Genomic DNA, 15,983 nt, shown 5'->3' with positions numbered 1-15,983 from the left:
TCAGCCTCTTTTTTGCGCCAGCCACACCGTATGCCCGGTGCACTGTGGGTCTTCCATGATCACGTCAATGACCTCAAAGCCGTGCGCGGACAACAATGCACGGTACTCATCGGGCGCCAGGCTTGCATGAAACAGCGGCTCACCTTCAAATTGCCCCATTGCGATGCCGTTTCCGGTACCGCTGGTGAACATCAGCGCGCTGCCGGGATGACTGAGCTGGTCAAAGATCGGAAACATCCTGTGTTGGTCCTGCTGGGGTAAATGGAAAAAGCTGTCCCACGCAATCAGGCCATCAAAGGTGCCATCAAGCGCGAGCTCACGCATATCCTGCTCCAGCCAGCACTGGTCGGGAAAAGATTGCCGGGCGCGCGCCAGCATCGCCGCGGAACCATCCACTCCTGTTAGGTGAAAACCTTGCCGGATAAAATACCCGGCAATCGGCTGACCATTCCCACAGCCGATATCCACAATACTGCCCTTCCCGCCCAGTACCGCGATGAACTTATCCAGCCACGGTTTCTCAAACAGCGTGCGTGAACGCTGGCTGGCAAAGGCATCAGCATGGCGTCGGTAGATAGACAGAATGTTCTGGGCCGCAGAGTCGCTCACGATTTCCTCACTGTTTTACTCGTTCTGCCATCATGTTAAGCATAAAGACGCCATGCCCGCTATCACGCGTCACTGGCCCTGGAATGCGCCTCGCAGAACCCAACCACAAATACGCCAAAACCCTACGTGCTGTGGCATGATAGCGCGTAGATAACGTAATGAAGGGTGAAGAATGTGAAACCGGTAACGCTATACGATGTGGCAGACCATGCAGGTGTCTCTTACCAGACCGTCTCGCGCGTCGTGAATCAGGCCAGCCACGTTTCCGCCAAAACCCGTCAGAAAGTTGAGGCCGCGATGGCGGAGCTCAATTACATCCCCAACCGCGTTGCCCAGCAGTTGGCCGGTAAACAAACGCCATTGATTGGTGTGGCGACGGCGAACCTTGCCCTGCACGCGCCCTCGCAAATCGTTGCGGCTATAAAATCCCGCGCCGACCAGTCCGGGGCCAGCGTGGTGATCGCCATGGTCGAGCGAAGCGGCGTAGACGCCTGCAAAGCAGCGGTGCATAACCTGCTCTCCCAGCGGGTGACCGGGCTTATCATCAACTATCCGCTGGATGAAGACGACGCAATTGCCGTCGCCGCCGCCTGCGGTACGGTGCCGGTGCTATTTCTGGACGTCTCTGACCAGTCGCCGGTTAACAGCGTGATTTTCTCCCATGATGACGGCGCACGCCTCGGCGTTGAGCACCTGGTCCAGCACGGGCATCAGCGTATCGCCCTGCTGGCCGGACCGCACAGCTCAGTCTCGGCGCGGTTACGGCATGCGGGCTGGCATAAGTATCTGGCGCACTATCAGCAGCAACCCGTCGCGGAACTGGAAGGCGACTGGAGCGCAATGTCCGGCTTTACACAAACCATGCAGATGCTGAACGACGGCGTCATCCCGACCGCCATGCTGGTTGCCAACGATCAAATGGCGCTGGGCGCGATGCGGGCCATCAGCGAGTCCGGCCTGCGGGTGGCGACCGATATCTCGGTGATTGGCTACGACGATACCGAAGACAGCTCCTGTTATATCCCGCCACTCACGACCATCAAGCAGGATTTTCCGACGCTCGGGCAAACCAGCGTCGATAAACTGCTGCAGCTTTCACAGGAGGGTGAGAGCCTCGGCAATCAACTCCTGCCGGTGACGCTGGTCGAGCGTAAAACGGTGCTGCCCCCGAACAGACAACAGGCAACGCCGCAGGCACTGGCGGAGTCGCTGATGCAGCTGGCACGTCAGGTTTCTCGGCTGTAACGTCTCCACAGCGAGCGCTCACATCTGCTGTTACTGAGCTGAATTACTGTGAGTCAGCTCACTGATTACCCACCCCATCCTTTACAGGATAATCTCAATCCTCGTATGTTCAGTTAAATTGTGAGCGGATAACAAATTTACACAGGATACTGCCATGACCCTGAACACGGATTCACTCGCCGCCGTACTGGCACGTCGCGACTGGGAAAACCCCGGCGTCACTCAGCTTAATCGTCTTGACGCGCACCCGCCGTTTTGCAGCTGGCGCTCTGCGCAGGACGCCCGTAACAACCACCATTCGGCACAGTTACAGTCGCTGAACGGTGAGTGGAAGTTTGCCTGGTTTGCCTCACCTGAAGCGGTGCCGGAAAGCTGGCTTGCGGGCGATTTGCCGCAGGCCGATAGCGTAACCGTACCGTCTAACTGGCAAATGGACGGTTACGACGCGCCGATCTACTCCAACATTACCTACCCGTTCCCGGTCAATCCGCCGCACGTTCCAACGGAGAATCCGACAGGATGTTACTCGCTCACATTCAAAGTGGATGCCGCGTGGCGACAGACGGGACAGACGCGCATTATTTTTGACGGCGTGAACTCAGCGTTTCATCTGTGGTGCAATGGCCGCTGGGTCGGCTACGGGCAGGACAGCCGCCTGCCGTCCGAGTTTGATCTCAGTGATTTCCTGAGCGACGGCGAAAACCGTCTGACGGTGATGGTGCTGCGCTGGAGCGACGGCAGCTATCTGGAAGATCAGGACATGTGGCGCATGAGCGGTATCTTCCGCGACGTCTCGCTGCTGCATAAGCCGGACACGCAGATCCGCGACCTGCGTATCCACACCCGTTTTAACGATGATTTCAGCCGCGCGGTGCTGGAAGCCGACGTCAGAATGGCGGGCGAGCCGCGCGATGATTTACGTGTGACGCTGCAACTGTGGCAAGGCGATACGCTGACCGGTGAAGCCACTTCGCCTTTTGGTAGGGAGATTATTGATGAGCGCGGCGCGTATGCCGATCGCACCACTCTGCGCCTGAACGTTGAACGTCCGGCGCTGTGGAGCGCTGAAACCCCGAATCTGTACCGCGCGGTAGTGCTGCTACATACCGCCGACGGCACGTTGATTGAAGCCGAAGCCTGCGACGTTGGCTTCCGCCAGGTCAGCATTGAAAACGGTCTGCTGTTGCTCAATGGGCAGCCGCTGCTGATCCGCGGCGCCAACCGTCATGAACATCACCCACAAAACGGTCAGGTGATGGATGAAGAAACGATGGTGCAGGACATCGTCCTGATGAAGCAAAACAACTTTAACGCCGTGCGCTGCTCGCATTATCCAAATCATCCGTTGTGGTACACCCTGTGCGACCGCTACGGCCTGTACGTGGTGGATGAAGCCAATATCGAAACCCACGGCATGGTGCCGATGAACCGCCTGAGCGATGACCCCACCTGGCTTCCGGCGATGAGCCAGCGCGTGACGCGCATGGTGCAGCGCGACCGCAACCATCCGAGCATTATTATCTGGTCACTGGGCAACGAATCCGGGCACGGCGCAAATCACGACGCTCTCTACCGTTGGCTGAAATCCGAAGACCCGTCCCGCCCGGTGCAGTATGAAGGCGGCGGGGCGGATACCGCTGCGACCGACATTATTTGCCCAATGTATGCCCGCGTTGACCAGGACCAACCCTTCCCGGCGGTACCGAAATGGTCTATCAAAAAATGGCTGTCGATGCCCGGCGAGCAGCGCCCGCTGATCCTCTGCGAATACGCCCACGCGATGGGGAACAGTCTCGGGGGTTACGCCAAATACTGGCAGGCATTCCGCCAGTATCCGCGTCTGCAGGGTGGATTTGTCTGGGATTGGGTCGATCAGTCGCTGACAAAATATGACGACAACGGCAACCCGTGGTCAGCCTACGGCGGCGATTTTGGCGACACGCCGAATGACCGCCAGTTCTGCATGGACGGGCTGGTATTTGCCGATCGCACGCCGCATCCGTCGCTGTATGAAGCCAAACACGCGCAGCAGTTTTTCCAGTTTACGCTGTTGCCGGGCGACGAACGCCAGATTGAAGTGCGTAGCGAATACCTGTTCCGCCGCAGCGATAACGAAATCCTGCACTGGTCTCTCGCCCAGGACGGCAATCTGCTGGCCACCGGCGAGGTCACGCTGGATATCGCCCCGCAGGGTTGTCAGCGGGTTACCCTGCCGGACCTCCCCATGCCGGACACCGCCGGTCAGCTGTGGCTGACCGTGCGCGTGGAACAACCTCAGGCCACCGCGTGGTCAAACGCCGGGCATATCAGCGCCTGGCAGCAATGGAAGCTGGAAGAGAAACTCAGCCTAACGCTCCCCCCACGCGCCAGCGCCGTGCCACAGCTCACCGTCAGTGACGATACATTCGCGGTGACCGTCAGCGATAAACGTTGGGAATTCTGCCGTCAATCAGGATTGCTGACGCAATACTGGCTGGGCGGCGACGCGCAACTGTTAAGCCCGCTCATTGACCAGTTCACCCGCGCGCCGCTGGATAACGACATTGGCGTCAGCGAAGTGACGCGCATCGACCCTAACGCCTGGGTCGAACGCTGGAAAGCCGCCGGCCATTATCGCGCAGAACCTCAGCGGGTGTTGTGCGAAGCCGAATCCCTGTCGGAAAGCGTGCTGATTACCACCGCGCACGCCTGGCTGTATCAGGGCGAAACGCTGTTTATCAGCCGCAAGTCCTACCGTATCGACGGCCATGGCAAGATGCATATCACGGTGGATGTCGATGTCGCCAACGGAACGCCGCACCCGGCACGTATCGGCCTCAGCTGCCAACTGGCGCAGGTTGCCGAACGCGTAAACTGGTTAGGTCTCGGCCCGCATGAGAACTACCCGGATCGCCTGAGCGCGGCCTGTTTTGACCGTTGGGATCTGTCGCTGGATGAGATGTACACCCCTTACGTCTTCCCGAGCGAAAACGGCCTGCGCTGCGGTACGCGCGAGCTGCGCTACGGGGCGCATCAGTGGTGTGGTGACTTCCAGTTCAACATCAGCCGCTACAGCCAAAAACAGTTAATGGAAACCAGCCATCGCCATCTGCTGTCGCCGGAGGCGGGAACCTGGCTCAATATTGACGGTTTCCATATGGGCGTCGGCGGGGATGATTCGTGGAGCCCTTCCGTTTCCCCGGAGTTTCTGCTGAGCGCAGGGCGTTATCACTACCAGGTTATCTGGGGCTAAACATATTGCCGGATGGCGCGACACGTATCCGGCCTACAGAGCATATATTTCCAGCCTTTGGACGGGTACTACTGGTTTAAGTTATGCGGGAAAAAACCGCTTTTATACTGCTATGGTAAAACAGGATGGTAAGCCAGGTCGTAATATGAGCAGAAAGACAAAGATGGTAATGGCGCTATTTATCAGCGTATTACTTTCAGGATGTGGCAGCATTAATGCACGCTCGGAAGATGGGGATTCTAATACCTATTACGTCGGTACTCAGAGCGACATTGCGAAAATAAAAAATCCGGGCGGTTATGATTTTAACTATTTCGATTTAGCGCTGTTATTTGTCGATGTGCCGTTATCTTTTGTTGCCGATACGCTATATACGCCGTTTGATTATTATCACGGACCGTATAAGAAAACGCATTAAATCGTAGGCCCGGTAAGCATCGCGCTACCGGGCCGTTTAACGGGGATTATTCTTCGATTGCCTGGCGAATTTGCTGCAACGACGCGGGATCGTCGATGGTGGTCAGATCGCCGGGATCTCGGCCTTCACAGATCGCCTGGATCGTACGCCTTAGCATCTTGCCCGATCGCGTCTTCGGCAGCTGTGACACAAACCAGACATGTGCCGGACGGCCAAAGTTACCAATCTGGCTGTCCACCAGCGCCATAATCGCCTTCTCTTCTGAATGCGCAATGTCGCGGTCTTCCAGACTGTCACTCTGTTTAGGGATAACAAACGCCACCGCCACCTGCCCTTTCAGCGCATCTTTCACGCCGACCACCGCCACTTCCGCGACGTTCGGATAGCTGGAAATACTCTCCTCTATCTCACGGGTGCCCAGCCGGTGTCCGGCCACGTTTATCACATCATCGGTGCGGCCTAAGATGAAGTAATAGCCGTCTGCGTCGCGGATCCCCCAGTCGAAGGTGGCGTAAACCTGGCGGGAGAACAGCGACCAGTAGGTGTTCACAAACCGTTCGTCATCGCCCCAGATGGTCTGAATACAGCCCGGTGGCAGCGGCCCTTCAATCACCAGCATACCCTTTTCGTTCGCTTCGCAGGGTTCACCGGTCACTTCGTTGAGCAACTGCACGTTGTAGCCATACATCGGCACACCGGGGCTGCCCAGACGCGACGGCCTGTCGTCCACGCCACGGGCAATTGCCATAATCGGCCAACCAGATTCGGTCTGCCAGTAGTTGTCGATCACCGGCACGCCCAGCGTTTGGGTTACCCAACTCGCAGTGGGTTCATCCAGCGGCTCGCCCGCCAGATACAGCACCTCCAGCGAGGAGAGATCGTGATTGCGGATCTGCGCGGTCGGGAACTTCTTCAGCACGCGAATGGCGGTCGGCGCAGAGAACATTCTGCTGACCTGATATTTTTCGACAATCTTCCACCACACGCCGCAGTCCGGGTACGTCGGCAGCCCTTCGTACACCACCGTCGCCATCCCCGCCAGCAGCGGGGCATAAACGATGTAGGAGTGTCCGACCACCCAGCCAATATCCGAGGCACAGAAGAACACGCCGCCCGCTTTGCCGCCAAAGATGGTCTCCATCGACGTCGCCAGCGCCACCGCATAGCCGCCAACGTCACGCTGCACGCCCTTCGGCTTGCCGGTCGTGCCGGAAGTGTAAAGTATGCAGGAGGTTTCGTTCGACTCCAGCCACACCACCGGCACGCGCGCCCCGAGATGCTGCTGACGCAGCGCGGCAAAATCGAGATCGCGCCCCTCGACCCGCGCCATTTTCGCCAGCCCACGATCGACCAGTACCACGTGGTGCGGCTGATGCTGCGCCTGGTCAATAGCCTCATCGAGCAGCTTTTTATACGGCAGGATCTTGCCCCCGCGCGCCCCGGCATCCGCCGACACGATGACCTTCGGTCGGGCATCGTCGATTCGCGCCGCCACGCTGTGCGAGGCGAAGCCGCCGAACACCACCGAGTGGATCGCGCCAATGCGTGCACAGGCCAGCAGCGTAATGTGTGCCTCGGCGATCATCGGCATGTACACCAATACCCGATCGCCGCGCTGCACGCCTAGCGACAGCAGAATAGCGGCCGTCACGTTGACTTCGTCATACAGCTGACGAAAGGTAAACGTGCGCTCTTCTTCGGTTTCCGAGGAAACAGCAATCAGCGCCAGCGCATCGGGCTGCTTCTCCAGCCAACGGTCAATGGCGTTATGGCACAGATTGGTCGTCCCACCGCAAAACCAGCGCGCAAACGGCGGATGGCTATGGTCCAGCACCTGAGTAAACGGCTGCTGCCAGTCAATACGCTGGGCCTGCTCGGCCCAGAATGACTCAGGTTGAGTGATAGATCGTTGATAAAACTCGCTAAAAGACATAATGCTCTCCTGTTGAACTTACGCCTAATGAGTCAGGTTTTAGATAATGAACAAATCCATGTACTCATTAACCGGCATCTGTTCCAGGCGAGTTCTGTCCAGGGAAACATCCAGAATGCGCTGTTGTTGGCGGGTCGGGAACTGGCGCGCCAAGTTGATTTTGAATTTCTCGACCAGCTTCGGCATGCCGTCAGTCCGACGACGCGCGTGGCCGATCGGATATTCCACCACCTCTTCGTCAAAACGGGAGCCGTCGGTAAACTCCAGGGTGATAGCGTTGGCGATGGCGCGTTTTTCCGGGTTGTGATAATCGGCGGTAAAGGCCGGATCTTCGAAGCAGTTAATCTTCTCTCGCAGCGCGTCGATGCGTTTATCCTGCGCCACACCGTCTTCATAATCAGCCGCCGTCAGGCGTCCGAACAGCAGCGGGACCGCCACCATGTACTGGATGCAGTGGTCGCGATCCGCCGGGTTATCCAGCGGGCCTTTTTTGTCGATGATGCGAATGCAGGCTTCGTGTGTACGAATCGTCACTTTTTCGATATCGGCGGCCGTCTTACCAGCAGCCAGCAGTTTTTCATGCAGCGTCATGGCGGCTTCTACCGCGGTCTGGGAGTGGAACTCAGCCGGGAAGGAGATTTTAAACAGCACGTTTTCCATCACGTAAGAGCCGTACGGACGCTGGAAGCGGAACGCTTCTCCTTTGAAGGAGACATCATAGAAGCCCCAGGTTTTCGCCGTCAGCGCAGACGGATACCCCATCTCGCCGGTCTTGGCCATCAGCGCCAGACGCACCGCCCGGGATGTGGCATCCCCCGCCGCCCAGGATTTACGCGTACCGGTATTCGGCGCATGACGATAGGTTCGTAGCGACTGTCCGTCGACCCACGCCAGCGAAACCGCGTTGAGGATCTCATCGCGGGTCAGTCCCAGCATCTCGGCGACTACGGCGGTCGAGGCCACTTTCACCAGCAGAACGTGGTCCAGGCCGACGCGGTTAAAGGAGTTTTCCAGCGCGATACAGCCCTGAATTTCATGGGCCTTGATCATACCGGTCAGCACGGTTTTCATAGTCAGCGGCGCTTTACCCGCTGCTACCGCATTGCGCGACAGCCAGTCAGCGGTGGCCAGAATCCCGCCAAGGTTATCGGAAGGATGGCCCCATTCCGCGGCAAGCCAGGTGTCGTTGAAGTCCAGCCAACGGATCATCGCGCCAATGTTAAACGCTGCCTGCACCGGATCGAGCTGAAACTGGGTGCCCGGCACGCGAACACCGTTCGGCACCACCGTCCCCGGGACAATCGGCCCCAGCAGTTTTTTACAGGCCGGATATTCCAGCGCTTCCAGCCCGCAGCCGAGGGTGTCGAGCAGACAATAATGCGCGGTGTCATACGCCACCGTCGAGGTGATGGCGTAATTCATCACGTAATCAACGATATCAACGATTTCACGGTCAAATTCAGGGCGAACATTCGAAATATGAGCGGACATAGGGTACGTTTCCTGTTTTTTATCTTTAGAGGTTTTGCATTAGCAACGCTTTTCAATAGCGACAAATACGCGATCTTCCGGGCCGGTGTAGTTGGCGGAAGGCCGGATGATTTTATTATCCTGGCGCTGTTCAATGATGTGCGCCGCCCAGCCGGTGACGCGGGCGATGACAAACAGCGGGGTGAACATTTCGGTCGGGACGCCCATCATGTTGTAGGAAACCGCCGAGAACCAGTCGAGGTTCGGGAACATCTTTTTGGTATCCCACATTACCTCTTCCAGACGGTCGGCGATGTTGTACATTTTCAGCGAGCCGCCTTCCTGGGAAAGCTGCTTCGCCACGCGCTTGATCACCTGATGCCGCGGGTCAGCAAGGGTGTAGACCGGGTGACCAAAGCCAATCACCACCTCTTTGTTTTCTACACGTTTACGGATATCAGCTTCGGCTTCATCCGGGGTTTCGTAGCGCTGCTGAATTTCCAGCGACACTTCGTTGGCCCCGCCGTGTTTCGGACCTCGCAGCGCGCCAATGGCGCCGATAATCGCGGAATACATATCCGATCCGGTTCCCGCAATCACCCGTCCGGTAAAGGTCGAGGCATTGAATTCGTGTTCGGCATACAGCACCAGCGAGATGTGCATCGCTTTTTCCCAACTGGCCGACGGTTTTTCGCCGTGCAGCAGGTGCAGGAAATGACCGCCAATGGAATCGTCATCGGTTTCCGGTTGGATACGCTCACCGTTGTGGCTGTAGTGATACCAGTACAGCAGGATCGAGCTGAGCGAGGCCAACAGCTTATCGGCAATGTCGCGCGCGCCGGAGACGGTATGCCCCTCTTTTTCCGGCAGCGTGCAGCCCAGCGCAGAAACGCCGGTACGCATCACGTCCATCGGATGCGAAGCGGCAGGCAACGCTTCCAGAACGGTACGCACGTTTGCCGGGAGGCCACGCAGCGCTTTTAATTTAACCTTGTAGGCGTTGAGTTCATCGCGGGTGGGTAATTTTCCGTGGATCAGCAGGTGCGCCACTTCTTCAAATTCGCACTGTTGCGCGAGGTCGAGAATATCGTAGCCACGATAGTGTAAATCGTTACCGCTTTTACCAACGGTGCACAGGGCGGTATTGCCGGCGGTCACGCCGGACAGCGCGACCGATTTTTTTGGCTTAATAACATTCGTACTATTTTGCAGGATCGTTGTGTCGCTCATGTTGTCCTCGTTATTTTTATATATAGGGTATTGAGGGTATGCATCGCGTCATACGTTGTAGGCCGGATAAACGTAGTGCCATCCGGCATTGCCTGATGGCGGCTGCGCCTTATCAGGCCTACGGCTTAGTGGCGTACAACGCGTCGAGTTTCTCTTCGAACTGGTAGTAGTTGATGCTTTCGTACAGCTCGTTGCGCGTCTGCATGATGTCGATAACGTTCTTCTGCGTGCCTTCCTGGCGCAGCACGTTGTACACCTGCTCGGCGGCGCGGTTCATGGCGCGAAATGCCGACAGCGGATACAGCGCCATTGCCACGTTCGCACTGCGCAACTCATCGGTGGTGAACAGCGGCGTTGCGCCAAATTCAGTAATGTTGGCAAGGATCGGTACCTGCACGGCATCGGCAAATTGGCGGTACATTGCCAGCTCCGTAATGGCTTCCGGGAACAGCATGTCAGCGCCCGCTTCGACATACGCCTGCGCACGATCGATAGCGGCGTCTAACCCTTCCACCGCCAGCGCATCGGTACGCGCCATGACAACAAAGTTCGGATCGGTACGCGCATCCACCGCCGCACGGATCCTGTCGACCATCTCTTCTTTCGATACGATCGCCTTGTTCGGACGATGCCCACAGCGCTTGGCGCCGATCTGATCTTCAATGTGCAGCGCAGCGGCCCCGGCTTTGATCATCGATTTCACAGTGCGTGCCACGTTAAACGCGGATGATCCGAACCCAATATCGGCATCCACCAGCAGCGGCAGCGGGCAGACATCGGTGATACGGCGGATATCGGTCAGTACATCATCGAGGGTAGAGATACCGAGATCCGGTAACCCTAACGACCCGGCAGCCACGCCGCCGCCAGAGAGATAAATCGCCTGATACCCAGCGCGCTGGGCCAGCAGAGCGTGGTTCGCATTGATGGTGCCAACAATTTGTAATGGATTTTCTTTAGTGAGCGCGGCGCGAAACGCCAGCCCCGGAGAGTGCAGAGACATATCCCATCCTCTTGTTATCAAGTTGTTATCGTTCGTTGATTAACCTAAAGCAAGGGGTATGCCAACGCCTTTATTGAGTGCGTTATTTTTACTTACTTCTTTTAAAACAATTAATTAAAATTTAACTCTGCATTTTTGTCGCACAAAAGCGTGTCAGCACGCGTTTCATGAAACCGGCCTGAACGTTTCATTGCAACATTTATGAAACACAACTAAACCCAATATTCGGTTCTTTAATTTTGGGGTTAGCGATGGCTGAGACACATCTTCCACCACGCATGAATGACGACAAACCGGTTATCTGGACGGTCTCCGTCACGCGCCTGTTCGACCTGTTTCGCGACATCAGCCTGGAGTTTGATCACCTCGCAACCATTACCCCAATTCAGTTGGGTTTTGAAAAAGCGGTGGCCTATATCCGCAAGAAGCTCGCCAGCGAACGTTGCGATGCCATCATCGCCGCGGGTTCCAACGGCGCGTATCTGAAAAGCCGCCTGTCGATTCCGGTGATCCTGATAAAACCCAGCGGATTCGACGTGCTACAGGCGCTGGCGAAAGCCGGTAAGCTAACCTCGTCGATTGGCGTCGTCACCTATCAGGAAACACTGCCCGCATTAACCGCCTTTCAAAAGACGTTCAATTTGCGCCTAGAGCAGCGCAGCTATATCACCGAAGAGGATGCGCGCGGGCAGATCAACGAGCTGAAAGCCGGCGGAACGCAAGCGGTGGTTGGCGCGGGCTTGATTACCGATCTGGCGGAAGAAGCGGGGATGACCGGGATCTTTATCTATTCGGCGGCCACCGTACGTCAGGCCTTTAGCGATGCGCTGGATATGACCCGCCTGACGCTCCGACGCAACGGGCAATACGCCAGCGGCGATACGCTACGCACCCGCTATACGCTGGGTGATATGCGCGGTCATTCGCCGCAGATGGAGCAGGTTCGCCACACCATCATGCTGTACGCCCGCTCGCGCGCACCGGTGCTGATTCAGGGTGAAACCGGGACGGGGAAAGAGCTGGCGGCGCAGGCGATTCATCGAGAATATTTCACCCGTCAGGACTCTCGACGTGGCAAGCCCTCAGCGCCGTTTGTCGCCGTTAACTGCGGGGCTATTACCGAATCATTGTTGGAAGCGGAGCTGTTTGGCTATGAAGATGGCGCGTTTACCGGCTCTCGTCGGGGCGGTCGCGCGGGCCTGTTTGAAATTGCCCACGGCGGGACGCTGTTTCTCGACGAGATCGGTGAAATGCCGCTGCCGTTACAAACCCGACTGCTGCGCGTGCTGGAAGAAAAAGAGGTCACTCGGGTGGGCGGGCATCAGCCGATCCCGGTCGATGTGCGGGTGATCAGCGCCACCCACTGTCATCTCGAGCAGGAGATGAAACAGGGCCAGTTTCGAACCGATCTGTTTTATCGCCTGAGCATTCTGCGCCTCACACTGCCGCCACTGCGCGAGCGCCTGCCCGATATCCTGCCGCTGGCAGAGGGATTTTTAAAACAGTCGCTGGCGGAACTCGACGCGCCGTTTTCTGATACGGTGCGTAAGGGACTCGGGCTGAGCCAGCAGACGCTGCTCAATTATGGCTGGCCGGGGAATATTCGCGAGCTGCGTAATATGATGGAGCGTCTGGCGCTGTTTTTGAGCGTGGAACCGCAACCTGAACTGAACATCCATTTTTTGCAGCAGTTGTTACCGGAGTTAGCCGTTACCTCCGAAGCTCCTCAGGTGGCATCATCACTGACACCGCAGCAGGTGCTGGCGCAATGTAATGGCGATAAAACCGCAGCCGCGCGGTATTTAGGTATCAGTAGAACCACATTCTGGCGGCGATTAAAACAATAACCCGCCGGTACGATGACCAGCGGGTTGTTTGTCTTTCAGTTCAGCGCGTTATTTTTTCTTGTAAATATTAGCCGTGCCATGGATTTTATTGTCCGTTTGACCGGAGGTTAATACCAGGACGTCTGCGCCTTTCTCATCGGCTTTCTTAATCAGGTCTGCTTTAGCATCTGCGGCAGACATTTCATTGCTGGTAGAAATCGTGCCAATCTTGGTGTACTGAGACTCAACCTTATCAAAATCGACCTTCATCATCAGTTCCGCGGCATAGGCGTTGGAAACGACAAAAGCTAACGCACCAATTAATACCTTATATCCAGTTTTCATATAAAAGCTCCAATTTTTATGTTTTTACGCCATCATCGACCCCTGAACATCGATAGTGCGAGTCAAGGATGATTAATAAGTAGTTCAGCTTGTTCAAAAAATCCAGAGCTAACGGAAATATAAAGAGATTTTGCGAAACGGAGATAACCGACGATCCTACGCCGTTGCGTTCCCCGCCGCACCTGGCCGCGAATAATCGCCTGACATACCCGCTTGCAGCAGCGCTATTGTTTCATAATACAGTGTGAGTAAATCCTCAGAAAAATGTACGCTGAAAACGTAGAGTAGCTGACGACGCAGAATAGTCTTAATCCAGACTGCGCATCACATACCCCTCTATTCTCACTGATGGAATCGTTGTTTATGGAACCTCTACACGCCGTCGTACTGACCGTCAGTTTGTTCGTGTTAACCTTTTTTAATCCCGGTGCAAATTTGTTCGTGGTGGTGCAAACCAGTCTGGCATCGGGACGCCGGGCGGGCGTGATGACCGGTCTGGGGGTGGCGCTAGGCGATGCGTTCTATTCTGGCCTCGGGTTGTTTGGCATGGCGACACTTATCACCCTGTGTGAAGGCGTATTCTCACTGATTAAAATTGTCGGCGGCGCGTATTTACTGTGGTTCGCGTGGAACAGCATTCGACATCAGGCGACACCACAAATGCCAACGTTACAGCAGCCGATTTCCGCGCCCTGGTACGTCTTCTTCCGGCGCGGGCTGTTAACGGATTTATCCAATCCACAAACCGTGCTGTTTTTTATTAGTATTTTCTCGGTCACGCTGAGTGCAGACACGCCGACATGGGCAAGGATGATGGCGTGGGCGGGGATTGTATTGTCTTCCGTTATCTGGCGTATTTTTCTCAGTCAGGCGTTTTCTTTACCTGCAGTTCGCCGCGCATATGGGCGGATCCACCGGATTGCCAGTCGGGTGATTGGTGCCATTATCGGAGCCTTCGCCCTGAGGCTGATTTACGAAGGCATCACCCATCGTTAACGCACCTGAAACACAGTTTCGCTTGACCATCGTGACGTAATTGTCCGTAATACCGCCTGGATTTTTAAACGTATTTTTGAGTGGCTGTGAGATGGAACAGGTTGCCCCCGCAAACGACACATTACTACTGACTGAATGGCAGGCGCTGCTGCGCCAGACGTCTCCTGACGTCCATACGATCCTGACTTCGTTAAGCGATGAGGAGATCCGCCATTTAGTGACCGTGTTTTATGACTACATGCTCTCCCATGCCGAGAGCGCATTGTTCCTGAATACCGAACAAGTCAGTACGCGGCTTAGCGGCAGCATGTTTGACTGGTTGCGCAGCGTACTCGGCAGCGCCCATGAAGATCTCGCACTATTGCTGGCCAAACAGCGCAAGATTGGCGTGGTGCATGCGCGTATCGGCCTGCCCATCGATCTGGTCAATCGCGGCGCGCGCAAGCTTAAAGATGAGTTGTATCGGGTGCTGAAAAAGAAAGCAGACTACCCGCCTCACCTGTTGAGTGACGCTATCTGCTTTAGCAGCCTGGCAATGGATACCGCACTGGAGGCGATGACCGTCTCCTATTCGCCAAGCTATCAAAACTCCCTGAACACGCAAGAACAGTATCGCCTGCAAACTATTTATGACGACGTCAACGTCGAGCGCGAGCGGCAAATCCGCTCGTTTACCGACTGGGAAAATCAGTTTATCTACAACATTGCCACCGGATTACCCGTTGGGGAACTGGTCTTTCTGGCGAACTCCGATTTTGGTATGTGGTTCTCCCATAAGGGAAAACATATATTCGGTAACAGCAATCTGCTTGCCGAAATGGAATCTGTGATTGCAGAAATTGATAACCGTCTGACCCAGACACTGTTGAATCTACAGCAACCTGCAGAAGCCGTACGGATGAGTTTATTACAGGATGTCCGCCAGCTGTCGGCAAAAATCCATTACCTTCTGGCCTCGATGTTTGAAGCGCTGGTCAAACAGGAAAACGGTAAAGACTCGCTGACCCAACTGCTTAACCGCCGCTTTATTCCAACCATTATGCGGCGCGAAATTTCGCTGGCATTACATGCGCGCAAGCCGTTCACCCTGGCCATGTTAGATATTGATTACTTCAAACAAATCAACGACAGCTATGGACATAACACCGGCGACATGGCGCTGAAAAGCGTGGCGGCGGTGATTTATGAGCATATCCGCAGCAGCGACTACGTTTTCCGCTACGGCGGTGAAGAGTTTATGATCCTGCTGGTCGAGTCAGAGGTTTCACAGGCCAGTATTATTCTGGAAACCCTGCGTAAAAAGATTGCCGACCTGCGCATGGCGGCCTCGGCGACGGAATCCTTCTCGATTACCGTCAGTATCGGTATCGCCGAATATGACTACCATCCGGACTACAAACAGTTGGTGGATAAAGCCGACCGCGCACTGTATCTGGCAAAAAGCCGTGGCCGTAACCGCGTCGAAACCTATCAGGAATAACTTTTCCCTTTCCGCAGAAAATAAATACCCCCTTCAGGGTATTTATCTGACCCGTGTTAATACTCGTGCTGTTATTTTTAATAGGGCTTTTGCCTGGCACAAAAATAACAGCCGCTGAATAAGATGTAAATCAAATACATGATATCTTTATCGCGTTAGCATATCCCGGTGATGCGTCCTCCTGAATGCAGGAAGG

12 protein-coding genes are annotated in these 15,983 nt (G+C 55.8%); 6 read left to right on the top strand and 6 right to left on the bottom strand.

All coding sequences use genetic code 11. The features are described from left to right. Window positions 1-609: a class I SAM-dependent methyltransferase gene (locus FDW88_RS12920; RefSeq protein ID WP_137362700.1), complete on the bottom strand. Its 609-nt coding sequence runs from the start codon at window positions 607-609 to the stop codon at window positions 1-3. A 174-nt stretch (window positions 610-783) separates the two neighbouring features. Here FDW88_RS12920 and FDW88_RS12915 point away from each other — a divergent pair, with 174 nt between their 5' ends. From FDW88_RS12915 to FDW88_RS12905, 3 genes are all read left to right on the top strand, one after another. Continuing rightward, a complete protein-coding gene (locus FDW88_RS12915) occupies window positions 784-1,854 on the top strand; it encodes a LacI family DNA-binding transcriptional regulator (protein ID WP_137362699.1) in 1,071 nt (356 codons plus the stop codon). 154 nt (window positions 1,855-2,008) lie between these two features. After that, window positions 2,009-5,086 carry a beta-galactosidase gene (locus tag FDW88_RS12910; protein ID WP_137362698.1) on the top strand — a complete coding sequence of 1,026 codons (3,078 nt, stop codon included), beginning with the start codon at window positions 2,009-2,011 and terminating at the stop codon, window positions 5,084-5,086. Window positions 5,087-5,249: 163 nt separating this feature from the next. Beyond that, window positions 5,250-5,504: a YceK/YidQ family lipoprotein gene (locus tag FDW88_RS12905; protein ID WP_249354884.1), complete on the top strand. Its 255-nt coding sequence runs from the start codon at window positions 5,250-5,252 to the stop codon at window positions 5,502-5,504. 46 nt (window positions 5,505-5,550) lie between these two features. On the opposite strand, the gene prpE is transcribed toward FDW88_RS12905, so the two are convergent. The 4 genes from prpE to prpB all read right to left on the bottom strand — a co-directional run bounded on the left by prpE (window position 5,551) and on the right by prpB (window position 11,140). Further along, entirely contained in the window at window positions 5,551-7,437 is a 1,887-nt protein-coding gene (gene prpE / locus FDW88_RS12900) for a propionate--CoA ligase (RefSeq protein WP_135912494.1), read from the bottom strand. Window positions 7,438-7,476: 39 nt separating this feature from the next. Continuing rightward, entirely contained in the window at window positions 7,477-8,928 is a 1,452-nt protein-coding gene (locus FDW88_RS12895; protein WP_115259319.1) for a bifunctional 2-methylcitrate dehydratase/aconitate hydratase, read from the bottom strand. A 39-nt stretch (window positions 8,929-8,967) separates the two neighbouring features. Beyond that, window positions 8,968-10,137: a 2-methylcitrate synthase gene (gene prpC / locus FDW88_RS12890; RefSeq protein WP_115259321.1), complete on the bottom strand. Its 1,170-nt coding sequence runs from the start codon at window positions 10,135-10,137 to the stop codon at window positions 8,968-8,970. Between the two features lie 118 nt (window positions 10,138-10,255). After that, window positions 10,256-11,140, bottom strand: coding sequence for a methylisocitrate lyase (gene prpB / locus FDW88_RS12885; protein WP_115259323.1), 885 nt, complete (start codon window positions 11,138-11,140; stop codon window positions 10,256-10,258). A gap of 251 nt (window positions 11,141-11,391) precedes the next feature. Between prpB and prpR the strand changes: the two genes are divergently transcribed. Continuing rightward, window positions 11,392-12,987 carry a propionate catabolism operon regulatory protein PrpR gene (prpR, locus tag FDW88_RS12880; RefSeq protein ID WP_137362696.1) on the top strand — a complete coding sequence of 532 codons (1,596 nt, stop codon included), beginning with the start codon at window positions 11,392-11,394 and terminating at the stop codon, window positions 12,985-12,987. A 48-nt stretch (window positions 12,988-13,035) separates the two neighbouring features. Here the strand turns inward: prpR and yahO are convergent, their stop codons facing one another. Continuing rightward, on the bottom strand, window positions 13,036-13,311 hold the full coding sequence (gene yahO, locus FDW88_RS12875; protein ID WP_115259327.1) for a DUF1471 family periplasmic protein YahO: 276 nt from the start codon (window positions 13,309-13,311) through the stop codon (window positions 13,036-13,038). A gap of 363 nt (window positions 13,312-13,674) precedes the next feature. On the opposite strand from yahO, the gene FDW88_RS12870 reads away from it, so the two are divergent. Beyond that, entirely contained in the window at window positions 13,675-14,307 is a 633-nt protein-coding gene (locus tag FDW88_RS12870) for a LysE family transporter (RefSeq protein WP_137362695.1), read from the top strand. A 91-nt stretch (window positions 14,308-14,398) separates the two neighbouring features. Then, window positions 14,399-15,787 carry a diguanylate cyclase gene (locus FDW88_RS12865; protein ID WP_137362694.1) on the top strand — a complete coding sequence of 463 codons (1,389 nt, stop codon included), beginning with the start codon at window positions 14,399-14,401 and terminating at the stop codon, window positions 15,785-15,787. Window positions 15,788-15,983: the final 196 nt, after the last annotated feature.

The organism is Citrobacter sp. wls829 (assembly GCF_005280825.1).
Taxonomy (GTDB): Bacteria; Pseudomonadota; Gammaproteobacteria; order Enterobacterales; family Enterobacteriaceae; genus Citrobacter; species Citrobacter gillenii.
The sequence above is the reverse complement of the archived record's forward strand: the minus strand, read 5'-3'. Positions and strand labels throughout refer to the sequence as shown.

Excerpts from the sequence above, each read along its gene's own strand:
- prpR (WP_137362696.1), top strand. The coding sequence starts at position 11,392 with ATGGCTGAGACACATCTTCCACCACGCATGAATGACGACAAACCGGTT.
- FDW88_RS12895 (WP_115259319.1), bottom strand. The coding sequence starts at position 8,928 with ATGTCCGCTCATATTTCGAATGTTCGCCCTGAATTTGACCGTGAAATC.
- FDW88_RS12905 (WP_249354884.1), top strand. The coding sequence starts at position 5,250 with ATGGTAATGGCGCTATTTATCAGCGTATTACTTTCAGGATGTGGCAGC.
- prpB (WP_115259323.1), bottom strand. The coding sequence starts at position 11,140 with ATGTCTCTGCACTCTCCGGGGCTGGCGTTTCGCGCCGCGCTCACTAAA.
- FDW88_RS12910 (WP_137362698.1), top strand. The coding sequence starts at position 2,009 with ATGACCCTGAACACGGATTCACTCGCCGCCGTACTGGCACGTCGCGAC.
- prpE (WP_135912494.1), bottom strand. The coding sequence starts at position 7,437 with ATGTCTTTTAGCGAGTTTTATCAACGATCTATCACTCAACCTGAGTCA.
- yahO (WP_115259327.1), bottom strand. The coding sequence starts at position 13,311 with ATGAAAACTGGATATAAGGTATTAATTGGTGCGTTAGCTTTTGTCGTT.
- prpC (WP_115259321.1), bottom strand. The coding sequence starts at position 10,137 with ATGAGCGACACAACGATCCTGCAAAATAGTACGAATGTTATTAAGCCA.
- FDW88_RS12870 (WP_137362695.1), top strand. The coding sequence starts at position 13,675 with ATGGAACCTCTACACGCCGTCGTACTGACCGTCAGTTTGTTCGTGTTA.
- FDW88_RS12865 (WP_137362694.1), top strand. The coding sequence starts at position 14,399 with ATGGAACAGGTTGCCCCCGCAAACGACACATTACTACTGACTGAATGG.